The organism is Burkholderia sp. BCC0097 (assembly GCF_902832985.1).
Classification (GTDB): Bacteria; Pseudomonadota; Gammaproteobacteria; order Burkholderiales; family Burkholderiaceae; genus Burkholderia; species Burkholderia orbicola.
The window spans coordinates 330,116-342,132 of record NZ_CADFDM010000005.1 but is presented as its reverse complement, the minus strand read 5'-3'; the positions used below and the strand labels follow the sequence as shown (position 1 = coordinate 342,132).

At 67.5% G+C, this 12,017-nt stretch carries 11 protein-coding genes; 7 read left to right on the top strand and 4 right to left on the bottom strand.

The window, feature by feature from the left end:
* Positions 1-39 precede the first annotated feature (39 nt).
* From dapC to cls, 6 genes are all read left to right on the top strand, one after another.
* Positions 40-1,272: a succinyldiaminopimelate transaminase gene (dapC, locus tag HWX07_RS19175; protein ID WP_175877465.1), complete on the top strand. Its 1,233-nt coding sequence runs from the start codon at positions 40-42 to the stop codon at positions 1,270-1,272.
* Between the two features lie 45 nt (positions 1,273-1,317).
* Positions 1,318-2,145: a 2,3,4,5-tetrahydropyridine-2,6-dicarboxylate N-succinyltransferase gene (gene dapD, locus HWX07_RS19170; protein ID WP_006478479.1), complete on the top strand. Its 828-nt coding sequence runs from the start codon at positions 1,318-1,320 to the stop codon at positions 2,143-2,145.
* On the top strand, positions 2,145-2,513 hold the full coding sequence (locus HWX07_RS19165; protein WP_006478478.1) for an ArsC family reductase: 369 nt from the start codon (positions 2,145-2,147) through the stop codon (positions 2,511-2,513). The genes dapD and HWX07_RS19165 overlap by 1 nt, the downstream gene beginning before the upstream one ends.
* An 89-nt stretch (positions 2,514-2,602) precedes the next feature.
* Positions 2,603-3,742: a succinyl-diaminopimelate desuccinylase gene (gene dapE, locus HWX07_RS19160; RefSeq protein ID WP_175877343.1), complete on the top strand. Its 1,140-nt coding sequence runs from the start codon at positions 2,603-2,605 to the stop codon at positions 3,740-3,742.
* An 11-nt stretch (positions 3,743-3,753) separates the two neighbouring features.
* Entirely contained in the window at positions 3,754-4,662 is a 909-nt protein-coding gene (gene prmB / locus HWX07_RS19155; protein WP_011549530.1) for a 50S ribosomal protein L3 N(5)-glutamine methyltransferase, read from the top strand.
* Positions 4,663-4,792: 130 nt separating this feature from the next.
* A complete protein-coding gene (cls, locus tag HWX07_RS19150; protein ID WP_175877342.1) occupies positions 4,793-6,232 on the top strand; it encodes a cardiolipin synthase in 1,440 nt (479 codons plus the stop codon).
* A gap of 54 nt (positions 6,233-6,286) precedes the next feature.
* On the opposite strand, the gene HWX07_RS19145 is transcribed toward cls, so the two are convergent.
* Positions 6,287-6,766, bottom strand: a complete 480-nt coding sequence (locus tag HWX07_RS19145) for a glutathione peroxidase (RefSeq protein WP_011549528.1) — start codon at positions 6,764-6,766, stop codon at positions 6,287-6,289.
* A gap of 135 nt (positions 6,767-6,901) precedes the next feature.
* Here HWX07_RS19145 and HWX07_RS19140 point away from each other — a divergent pair, with 135 nt between their 5' ends.
* On the top strand, positions 6,902-8,833 hold the full coding sequence (locus tag HWX07_RS19140; protein ID WP_175877341.1) for an ATP-binding cassette domain-containing protein: 1,932 nt from the start codon (positions 6,902-6,904) through the stop codon (positions 8,831-8,833).
* Between the two features lie 193 nt (positions 8,834-9,026).
* On the opposite strand, the gene HWX07_RS19135 is transcribed toward HWX07_RS19140, so the two are convergent.
* From HWX07_RS19135 to alr, 3 genes are all read right to left on the bottom strand, one after another.
* Positions 9,027-9,293 carry a DUF2866 domain-containing protein gene (locus HWX07_RS19135; RefSeq protein ID WP_006488228.1) on the bottom strand — a complete coding sequence of 89 codons (267 nt, stop codon included), beginning with the start codon at positions 9,291-9,293 and terminating at the stop codon, positions 9,027-9,029.
* A gap of 155 nt (positions 9,294-9,448) precedes the next feature.
* Complete coding sequence (gene radA / locus HWX07_RS19130) at positions 9,449-10,825, bottom strand: DNA repair protein RadA (RefSeq protein ID WP_011694314.1); 1,377 nt, start codon at positions 10,823-10,825, stop codon at positions 9,449-9,451.
* 11 nt (positions 10,826-10,836) lie between these two features.
* The gene (gene alr, locus HWX07_RS19125) at positions 10,837-11,907 is read right to left on the bottom strand and encodes an alanine racemase (protein ID WP_175877340.1); all 1,071 of its coding nucleotides are present in this window, start codon (positions 11,905-11,907) and stop codon (positions 10,837-10,839) included.
* Between the last annotated feature and the right edge of the window lie 110 nt (positions 11,908-12,017).

The window sequence follows — 12,017 nt, the reverse complement described above, 5'->3', positions numbered from 1 at the left end:
GCGGCGCGCCCGCCGCATCTTTCGCTCCAACCGGCCGCGATGGCCGCTTCGCCCGTGAACCCTCGACTCGACTCGCTTCAGCCCTACCCCTTCGAAAAGCTGCGCGCCCTGTTCAAGGACGTGACGCCTTCCGGCGACCTCAAACCGATCAGCTTCGGCATCGGCGAGCCCAAACACGCGACGCCGGCGCTGATCCGCGATGCCGTGGTGGCCGCGCTCGACGGCCTCGCGTCGTACCCGGCCACGGCCGGCTCGGACGCGCTGCGCACGTCGATCGCGCGCTGGCTCGAACACCGCTACGGATTGCCGGCGATCGATCCGGCCACGCAGGTGCTGCCGGTGTCGGGCTCGCGCGAAGCGCTGTTCTCGCTCGCGCAGACGGTAATCGATGCACGGCCGTCCGCGGACGGCAAGAAGGCGATCGTACTCTGTCCGAATCCTTTCTATCAAATTTACGAAGGCGCGGCGCTGCTCGCCGGTGCCGAACCCTATTTCGCGAACAGCGACCCGGCCCGCAACTTCGCGTGCGACTATGCGGCCGTGCCCGACGACGTGTGGGCGCGCACGCAGCTGCTGTACGTGTGCTCGCCGGGCAACCCGACCGGCGCCGTGCTGACGCTCGACGACTGGCGCGAGCTGTTCGCGCTGTCGGACCGCCACGATTTCGTGATCGCGTCCGACGAGTGCTATTCCGAAATCTATTTCGACGAAGCGGCGCCCCCGCTCGGCGGCCTCGAGGCCGCGCAGCGCCTGGGCCGCGGCTTCGAGCGGCTCGTGATGCTCTCCAGCCTGTCGAAGCGCTCGAACGTGCCGGGCATGCGCTCGGGATTCGTCGCCGGGGACGCCGCGCTGCTGAAGCAATTCCTGCTGTACCGCACGTATCACGGCGCCGCGCTGTCGCCGGTCTGGCAGCACGCGAGCATCGCCGCGTGGAACGACGAGGCGCACGTGCGCGAGAACCGCGCGCTGTACGTGCAGAAGTTCAACACGGTCACGCCGATGCTCGCCGACGTGATCGACGTGAAACTGCCCGACGCCGCGTTCTACCTGTGGGCCAACGTCGCGCGCACCGGTCTGTCGGACACCGAGTTCGCCCGCCGCCTGTACGCCGACTATAATGTGACGGTTCTGCCCGGCTCGTATCTGGCGCGCGATGCGCACGGCACGAACCCGGGCCGCGATTTCATCCGGATCGCGCTCGTCGCGGGCACCCCCGAATGCGTCGAGGGCGCGCAACGCATCGTCGATTTCTGCCGCGCTCTCGCGCGGTAAGACGTCCATCCCGATCAATTCCATCCATCTCCTGCGAAAACGAACATGTCGCAACAACTTCAGCAAATCATCGATACCGCCTGGGAAAACCGCGCCGAGCTGTCGCCGAAGGCCGCGCCCGCCGACGTCCGCGAAGCCGTCGCTCACGCGATCGAGCAGCTCGACAAGGGCGCACTGCGCGTCGCCGAGAAAATCGACGGCAACTGGACGGTCCACCAGTGGCTGAAGAAGGCCGTGCTGCTGTCGTTCCGCCTGGAGGACAACGCGCCGATGCCGGCCGGCGGCTATTCGCAGTTCTACGACAAGGTGCCGTCGAAGTTCGCGAACTACACGGCCGAAGACTTCGCCGCGGGCGGCTTCCGCGTCGTGCCGCCCGCCATCGCGCGCCGCGGCTCGTTCATCGCGAAGAACGTCGTGCTGATGCCGTCGTACACCAACATCGGCGCGTACGTCGACGAAGGCACGATGGTCGACACGTGGGCGACGGTCGGTTCGTGCGCGCAGATCGGCAAGAACGTGCACCTGTCGGGCGGCGTCGGCATCGGCGGCGTGCTCGAGCCGCTGCAGGCGAACCCGGTCATCATCGAGGACAACTGCTTCATCGGCGCGCGCTCGGAAGTCGTCGAAGGCGTGATCGTCGAGGAAAACTCGGTGATCTCGATGGGCGTGTACCTCGGCCAGAGCACGAAGATCTACGATCGCGAGACGGGCGAAGTCAGCTACGGCCGCATCCCGGCCGGCTCGGTCGTCGTCGCCGGCAACCTGCCGTCGAAGGACGGCTCGCACAGCCTGTACTGCGCGGTGATCGTCAAGAAGGTCGACGCGAAGACGCGTGCGAAGGTCGGCCTGAACGAGCTGCTGCGAGGCGACTGATGGCGAAGCCGCACACCGTGGTCGTCTACGGCATTCCGAACTGCGACACCGTGAAGAAGGCCCGCGTGTGGCTCGACGATCACGGCGTCGAATTCGAGTTCCACGATTTCAAGAAGCTCGGCGTCAGCGCGCCGCTGATCGAAGACTGGCTGAAGGACGTGTCGCTCGACGCGCTCGTGAACAAGCGCGGCACCACGTGGCGCGGCCTGGACGACGCGATGAAGGCGGCTGCCGAAACGAAGACCGGCGCGGTCGCGCTGATGATCCACAAGCCGTCGGTCATCAAGCGCCCCGTGCTCGTCGTCAATGGCCGCGTGAAATCGCTCGGCTTCGTGGCCGATCAATACGCGGCGCTGTTTGCCGCATAGGGTCGCCCGCGCTGCGCCTGCGGGCGTAGCCCGCGCCCTGTCGCTGCCGGCCACCGCGCCGGCATTTTTTATCGAAAGTGGTCCGAACCATGTCCGCCACCCTAGCCCTTACCGAACAGCTGATCGCCCGTGCGTCCGTGACGCCCGACGACCAGCACTGCCAGCAGATCATGACCGAGCGCCTCGCCGCGCTGGGCTTCGAATGCGAGACCATCGCGTCGCACGGCGTGACCAACCTGTGGGCCGTCAAGCGCGGCACCGACGGCCGCGACGGCAAGCTGCTCGCGTTCGCGGGCCACACCGACGTCGTGCCGACCGGCCCGCTCGAACAGTGGACCTCGCCGCCGTTCATCCCCGCCCACCGCGACGGCAAGCTATACGGCCGCGGCGCGGCCGACATGAAGACGTCGCTCGCGGCGTTCGTCGTCGCCTCCGAGGAATTCGTCGCGGCCCATCCCGACCACCGTGGCGCGATCGCGTTCCTGATCACGAGCGACGAGGAAGGCCCGGCCACCGACGGCACCGTGAAGGTCGTCGAGCTGCTGCAGGAGCGCGGCGAACGCCTCGACTACTGCATCGTCGGCGAGCCGACGTCGACGGCCGAGCTTGGCGACGTCGTCAAGAACGGCCGCCGCGGCTCAATGTCCGGCGAACTCGTCGTCAAGGGCGTGCAAGGCCACATCGCGTATCCGCACCTCGCGAAGAACCCGATCCACCTGCTCGCGCCGGCGCTCGCCGAGCTCGCCGCCGAGCAATGGGACGCCGGCAACGAATACTTCCCGCCGACCACCTGGCAGGTGTCGAACCTGCACGCCGGCACCGGCGCGACCAACGTGATCCCCGGCCACGCCGACCTGCTGTTCAACTTCCGCTTCTCGACCGCGAGCACCGTCGAAGGCCTGCAGGCCCGCGTGCACGCGATCCTCGACAAGCATGGCCTCGAATACACGCTGAAGTGGTCGGTGAGCGGCCTGCCGTTCCTCACGCCGCGCGGCGAACTGTCGGGTGCGCTGGAAAACGCGATCCGCATCGAGACCGGCATCACGACCGAGCTGTCGACGACGGGCGGTACGTCGGATGGCCGCTTCATCGCGCGCATCTGCCCGCAGGTGATCGAGTTCGGGCCGCCGAACGGCAGCATCCACAAGATCGACGAGCACATCGAGGTGCGCTTCGTCGACCCGCTGAAGAACGTGTACCGACGCGTGCTCGAACAACTGATCGCCTGACGGAGCCTCGCATGACGACACCTTTTGCCACAGTCCGCGACCTGCTGCGCTACGCAGTCACGCGCTTCTCGAAAGCGAAGCTCGCGTTCGGTCACGGTTCCGACAACGCGTACGACGAAGCGGCCTACCTCGTGCTGCATACGCTCGACCTGCCGCTCGACACGCTCGAGCCGTTCATGGACGCGCGCCTCTTGCCCGACGAAATCGCGGCCGTGCTCGCCGTGATCGAACGACGCGCGGCCGACCGCGTGCCGGCCGCGTACCTCACGCATGAAGCGTGGATGCATGGCCACCGCTTCTACGTCGACGAACGCGTGATCGTGCCGCGCTCGTTTATCGGTGAACTGCTCGACGACGGGCTGCAGCCGTATGTCGCCGATCCCGAGCAGGTCGGCGCGGTGCTCGAACTGTGCACCGGCTCCGGCTGCCTCGCGATCCTCGCGGCAAGCGCATTCCCGAACGCCGAGATCGACGCGGTCGACCTGTCGGACAAGGCGCTCGAAGTCGCGGAAATCAACGTGCGCGACTACGGCCTCGAGGACCGCATCGGGCTGCACCGCGGCGACCTCTACGCACCGCTGCCCGCGTTCCGCACCGATCCCGACTCGCGCTACGACGTGATCCTGACGAACCCGCCGTACGTGAATGCCGCGTCGATGGCCGCGCTGCCGCCCGAATATCGGCACGAACCGGAGATGGCGCTCGCTGGCGGCGACGACGGGATGGACATCGTGCGACGCATCGTGGCCGAAGCGCACCGCTGGCTGCATGACGACGGCGTGCTCGTCGTCGAGATCGGCAACGAGCGCGAGCACGTCGAAGCGGCATTCGGCGGCCTCGAGCTCACATGGCTGCCCACCAGCGCGGGCGACGACGCCGTGTTCCTGATCCAGGCGTCGGACCTGCCCCGCAAGGGCTGAGCGTTCCGGCCCGCCCGCCGTGCGGCGCACCATTGCGCCGCACGGTTGGGTAAGATGCGCGTAGGCGGCCGCCCGGCCGCACGACTTCGGGCGTCCCCTCGGGCGTCCCGCAGGAGTCCTTTAAGCGCCCATGACCCTCGACTGGCTACATCTCGGCACCCTGATCCTGACCATCCATGTGCTCGGAATCGTCGCGGCGTGCCACGCAATCATGAACACGCGCACGTCGCAAGGCGCGATCGCGTGGGCCGTCTCGCTCACGGCCATGCCGTACCTGACGCTCGTTCCATACCTGTTCCTCGGCCGCAGCAAGTTCTCCGGCTACGTCGACGCCCGGCGCCACGAGCTGGAAATGTTGCGCACGCACACACCGCGTTCGCCGTGGCGCGCGACCGACGCGACCGACGGGCCGGCTGCCGACGCGCTGGGCCAGGCTGCCGTACTCGCGCTCACGCGGCTCGGCGGCATGCCGTTCCTCGGCGGCAATTCGGTACGCACGCTCGTGAACGGCGACGCGACGTTCTCGGCCATCCTGTCGGCGATCGACGGCGCGCGCGACTACGTGCTCGTCCAGTTCTTCATCGTGCGCGACGATGCGCTCGGCCGGATGCTGCGCGACTCGCTGCTCGCACGCGCGGCCGCCGGCGTGCGCTGCTGCCTGCTGTACGACAGCATCGGCAGCTTCGACCTACCGCACAGCTACGTCGACGCACTGCGCCGGGGTGGTGTGGAAGTCCATCCGTTCGCGACCAACCGGAAATTCGTCAACCGCTTCCAGCTGAACTTCCGCAACCATCGCAAGATCGTCGTCGTCGACGGCAATCGCGCGTTCGTCGGCGGCCACAACGTCGGCGTCGAATATCTCGGCGCGAATCCGCGCCTGTCGCCATGGCGCGACACCCACATCGAGATACGCGGCCCCGTGGTGGCGAGCATCCAGTACGTGTTCGCCGAAGACTGGCACTGGGCGACGCAGAAGCTGCCGCCCATCGCGCTGCCGCCGCCCGCGCAGCCCGGCGACGGCATGCACTGCCTCGCGGTGCCGATGGGGCCGGCGGACAAGCAGGAAACCGGCTCGCTGTTCTTCGTCGAATCGATCAACGCCGCCCGCGAGCGGGTGTGGATCACCACGCCGTACCTCGTTCCAGACGAAGCCGTGGTGTCCGCGCTGAAGCTCGCCGTGATGCGCGGCGTCGACGTGCGCATCCTGATCCCGAGCCGGCGCGACCACTATGTCGTGTTCGAGGCGTCGAAGCTTTACGCGCGCGACCTCGTCGATGCGGGCGTGAAGGTGTTCCGCTACCGGCCGGGCTTCCTGCACCAGAAGGTCGTGCTGATCGACCGCGTCGCGGCGGCGATCGGCAGCGCGAATCTCGACAACCGCTCGTTCCGCCTCAATTTCGAGGTCATGGTGCTGACGGTCGACCCGGCATTCGCCGACGAGGTCCAGACGATGCTCGACGCCGACTTCGCGCAGGCGTACGAGGTGGACGCCGACGAATACCGGAAGTCGCCCGCCTGGCGGCGCATCGCGATGCACGTCGCGCGGCTGTTCGCGCCGATCCTGTAACCGCTGCGACGACCGACTCGCCCGCACGATCCGCACCGATGCCGCGCTGCCCCGTCACAGCAGCTTGTCGATGTCTGCGGCGATTTCGTCGGGCTTGGTGGACGGCGCATAGCGCTTGACGATGCGCCCTTCGCGGTCGATCAGGAATTTCGTGAAATTCCACTTGATCGCCTTGAGGCCGAGAATGCCGGGCGCCTCGTCGGTCAGGTAGCGATACAGCGGATGCGCATGGTCGCCCTTCACGTCGATCTTCGCGAACATCGGGAACGTGACGCCGTAGTTGCGCTCGCAGAATGCACCGATCTGCGCGGCGTCGCCCGGCTCCTGCTTGCCGAACTGGTTGCACGGGAAGCCGAGCACGAAGAAGCCGCGCGCCGCGTACTGGTCGTACAGCTTCTGCAGACCCGCGTACTGCGGCGTGAAACCGCACTCGCTCGCGGTATTGACGATCAGCAGCACCTTGCCGCGATACGCGTCGAGCGATACCGGCGCACCGGCGAGCGTCTCCGCGCTGAACGAATACAGGGTGGACATCGGGCACTCCTTTTACGAAACCGATCGACGTGGAGTCTAGGCGAAATTGCGCCGTTGCGGCATCCGCCGAACGGCCGATGCCCGGCGCGACCGGTGCGCGGTCTAGAATAGCGGTTTTGGCCAGTCATTTCCGCCGTGATCCGTTTCAATCAGTTCAGCCTTGCGCGCGGCACCAAGCCGCTGTTCGAGTCGACCTCGTTCGTGCTCAATCCCGGCGAGAAAGCCGGCCTGATCGGCGCGAACGGCGCCGGCAAGTCGACGCTGTTTTCCGTCCTGCGCGGCGAGCTGCATTCCGACGGAGGCGATTTCTCGATGCCGCCGTCGTGGCGGATCGCCCACGTGTCGCAGGAAACGCCCGCGGTCGACCGCTCGGCGCTCGACTACACGCTCGACGGCGATACCGCGCTGCGCGAGATCGAGGCCCGCATCGCCGCCGCGTCGGCCGCGCATGACGGCGCCGCCGAAGCCGACGCGCACGCGGCATTCGCCGATGCCGACGGCTACACCGCGCCGGCCCGCGCCGAAGCGCTGCTGCTCGGCCTGGGCTTCACGCTCGCGCAAACGCGCGAATCCGTCGCGAGCTTCTCCGGCGGCTGGCGCATGCGCCTGAACCTCGCGCAGGCGCTGATGTGCCGCTCCGACCTGCTGCTGCTCGACGAACCGACGAACCACCTCGACCTCGACGCGATCGTCTGGCTCGAGGACTGGCTGCATCGCTACCCCGGCACGCTCGTCGTGATTTCGCACGACCGCGAATTCCTCGATTCGATCTGCAACGTCACGCTGCATCTGGAAAACCGCCAGGTGAAGCGCTACGGCGGCAACTACTCGCAGTTCGAAGTGCTACGCGCGCAGCAACTGGCGCTGCAGCAAAGCGCGTACGAGAAGCAGCAGAAGACGATCGAGCACCTGCAGAGCTTCGTCGACCGCTTCAAGGCCAAGGCGACCAAGGCCAAGCAGGCGCAAAGCCGGATGAAGGCGCTCGAGAAGATGGAGTTGATCGCGCCCGCGCACATCGCGTCGCCGTTCACGTTCGAATTCCGCACGCCTGATGCCGCGCCGAACCCGATGATGGTGATGGAAGACGTCCGCTGCGGCTACCACGCCGACGACGGAACGGACATCCCGATCGTCGAGCGCGTCGCGCTGTCGATCCAGAACGGCCAGCGTATCGGCCTGTTGGGTGCCAATGGCCAGGGCAAGTCGACACTGATCAAGACGCTGGCCGGCACGCTCGCACCGCTGTCGGGGCACGTGCGCGACGGCAAGGGGCTCACGATCGGCTATTTCGCGCAGCACCAGCTCGAAACGCTGCGCGAAGACGATTCGCCGCTCGCGCATCTGGCACGGCTTGCGCCCGACACGCGCGAGCAGGAATTGCGCGACTTCCTCGGCGGCTTCAATTTCTCGGGCGACATGGCGACCAGCCCGGTCGGGCCGTTCTCGGGCGGCGAAAAAGCCCGCCTGGCGCTCGCGCTGATCATCTGGCAGAAGCCGAACCTGCTGCTGCTCGACGAACCGACGAACCACCTCGACCTCGAAACGCGCCACGCGCTGACGATGGCGCTCGCGCAGTTCGAAGGCACGCTGATCCTCGTGTCGCACGATCGTCACCTGCTGCGCGCGACGACCGACCAGTTCATGCTGGTCGCGAAGCACCGGCTGCAGCCGTTCGACGGCGACCTCGACGACTACCGCGACTGGCTGCTGCAGCACGCGGCCGAGCAGCGCGCGGCCGCGAAGGCCGACAGCGCGGCAGCCGCGGGCGCCGATCCGGGCGTCAACCGCAAGGACCAGAAGCGTCAGGCGGCCGAGGAACGCCAGCGGCTGTCGCAGTTGAAGAAGCCGCTGCAGAACCGCATCACGAAGCTCGAAAAGGAAATGGAAGCGCTGCACGCGGAGAAGGCGCGCCTCGACGCGTTCATCGCCGATCCGGCGAGCTACGAAGCGGCGCGCAAGACGGAACTGACCGAAGCGATCCGCAAGCTCGGCGAGGTCACGACCCGGCTCGAGACGGTCGAGGCGGATTGGCTCGCCGTGCAGGAAGAACTCGAGCAGATCGGCTGAACGCGGCCATCGACGCCGAGCGCGTCATCGGCGGCATAGCGCGTGGGGTGTCGACGCCCCGCGAAGCTGCCCGGCCGCATCGGCCCCGGAAACGACGAGGCCGGGCGCGCTGGCCCGGCCTCTTTGCACGGTGTCACGGCTGCGTTCGACGTGGCTGCGTCGGCCGGCCCGTATGCCCCGCCGCACCATCCACTCAGCGGCGCGGCAGCGTGTCGCGCGGCATCTGTTCGTCGTCGCCCATCAAGTGCCGGCGCCCCTTGATCGGCCGGCGGATCGCAGCGGCCACTTCGGCTTCCGTCACGTCCTCGGACACGACCTTGCGCGCCAGCCGCCCTTCTTCGTCGATCCACTCGACGATCCGGCATCCGCCACCCCACGGCTGGCGAATCGGCTCCGACACGCGGCAGCCGCGCAGGTTGTAAAGGCGTCCGCCAGGCGCTTCCCCGTACGATTTCAACATAGGTTCAAGTTCCCTTCGCATTGCGCGGTTCGACAATCCGGCAAAGGATAGGGAAAAGCGATGTCCGGCGGGTTACATCAGCCTACATATTCTTTACAGCGAATTACGCGACAGATCGCCCGGCCCGATACGGCCCGTGCCAGGGGCCGGCCCGCTCATTCAAGATCGCGCACTCGGTCGATCGCCTGCTCGAGCCGCTCGACGGCCATCACGTTCAGCCCTTCGATCGGCTGTTTCGGCGCATTCGCCTTCGGGATCAGCGCGGACGTGAAGCCGAGCTTCGCCGCCTCGCGCAGCCGTTCCTGCCCGCGCGGCGACGGCCGGATCTCGCCCGCCAGCCCCACCTCGCCAAACACGATCAGCCCCTTCGGCAGCGCCTTGTTGCGCATCGACGAGTGAATCGCGAGCAGCACCGCGAGATCGGCGGCCGGCTCGGTGATCTTCACCCCGCCCACCGCATTCAGGAACACGTCCTGGTCGAAGGCCGCGATGCCCGCGTGGCGGTGCAGCACCGCGAGCAGCATCGCGAGCCGGTTCTGCTCGAGGCCGACCGCGAGCCGGCGCGGGTTCGGCACGTGCGCCGTATCGACGAGCGCCTGGATTTCGACGAGCAGCGGGCGCGTGCCTTCCTGCGTGACGAGCACGCACGAACCGGGCACGACCTGCTCGTGCTGCGACAGGAACAGCGCGGACGGATTGGCTACGCCGCGCAGCCCGCGCTCGGTCATCGCGAACACGCCGAGCTCGTTGACCGCGCCGAAACGGTTCTTGAACGCGCGCACGAGCCGGAACGACGAATGCGTGTCGCCTTCGAAGTACAGCACCGTGTCGACGATGTGCTCGAGCACGCGCGGGCCGGCCAGATTGCCCTCCTTCGTCACGTGCCCGACCATGATGATCGCGGTGCCCGACTGTTTCGCGATGCGCGTGAGCTGCGCCGCGCACTCGCGCACCTGCGCGACCGAGCCCGGCGCCGACGTCAGCGCCTCGGAATAGACGGTCTGGATCGAGTCGATGACGGCCACGTCCGGCCGCTCCGAATCGATCGCGGCCTGGATCTTCTCGAGCTGGATCTCGGCGAGCAGCTTCAGTTCGGCCGCCGGCGCGCCGCCGTCGAGCAACGCGAGCCGTTGCGCGCGCAACGCGATCTGCGCGGCCGATTCCTCGCCACTGATATAGAGGGCGCGCCGCTCGTTCGCGATATCCGCGAGCGACTGCAGCAGCAGCGTCGACTTGCCGATGCCCGGATCGCCGCCGATCAGCACGACACCGCCGGGCACCAGCCCGCCGCCCAGCACGCGGTCGAATTCGCCGATGCCGGTGGAGAAGCGCGGGACGTCGGCGGCCTCGATGTCGGCGAGCCGCTGCACCGGCGCCCGCTTCGCGAGCGACTGGAACCGATGGGCGGCCGGCGACTCGGCGACCGATTCGACGAGGGTATTCCAGGCCTGGCACGACGGGCACTGGCCCTGCCACTTCGGGGTCTGTCCGCCGCACTCGCTGCAGACGTAAACGGTTTTCTGTTTGGCCACGCGCGACGCCCTTATTCCGCTCGCACGGGCACGCGGCCGGCAATCGCGCACATCAGCTCGTAGCCGATCGTGCCGCAATGACGCGCGACGTCGTCGATCGGCAGCGCGTTGCCCCACAGCTCGACGCGCGCGCCGACGCCGGCCTGCGGGCACGGCGTCAGGTCGACGGTGATCATGTCCATCGACACGCGGCCGACGATCCGCGTGCGGATGCCGTCGACGATCACCGGCGTGCCTTCCGGCGCCACGCGCGGATAGCCGTCCGCGTAGCCGCACGCGACGACGCCGATCCGCATCGGCGCCTGCGCGGAGAACGTCGAACCATAGCCGATCGCCTGGCCCTTCCCGATCGTCTGCACCGCGATCAGCTCGGACGAGAGCGTCATCGCGGGCTTCAGCCCGGTGTCCGCGATATCGGACGACAGCCCGGACGGCGACGCGCCATACAGCACGATCCCCGGCCGCACCCAGTCGAAGTGCGTATCCGGATGCCACAGCACGGCCGCCGAATTCGCGAGACTGCGTGCGCCGGCGATGTTTTCCGCGCCGCGCTCGAACGTCGCGAGCTGCTCGGCGACGCCGCGCTCGTTGTCCGCGTCCGAAAAATGGGTCATCAACGTGATCTGACCGATGCCGGGGCACGCGCGGGCGCGCTCCCACGCGGCACGGTATTTTTCCGGCACGTAACCGAGCCGGTTCATCCCGCTGTTCATCTTGAGCTGCACGTTGACGGGCTTCGACAGCCGCGCCGTTTCCAGCATCCGCATCTGCTCGTCGTTGTGGACGGTCGTGGTCAGGCTGTAGCGGTCGATCACGTCGATGTCGGTCGAGCGGAAGAAGCCTTCAAGCAGCAGGATCGGGCCGGCCCAGCCGAGCTCGCGCAGCTTCACCGCCTCGTCGAGGTCGAGCAGGCCGAAGCCGTCGGTGCCGCGCAGGCCCGGAAACGCGCGGGCGAGACCGTGGCCGTACGCGTTGGCCTTGACGACCGCCCAAACCTTGGACGGGCCGGCAAAGCGGCGGACGACGGAGAGATTGTTCGCGAGAGCGGCGGTGTGGATGGTGGCGGAGATCGGGCGCGGCATGGGAAATTTACGTAAAGACGCTTGCGAATCATCAGCTTACCGCGCCTTTTGAGCACCGAAGCCGACAATTTGCGGAACGATCGGGGAATCTTGCTAGTCCGAATTCGCGT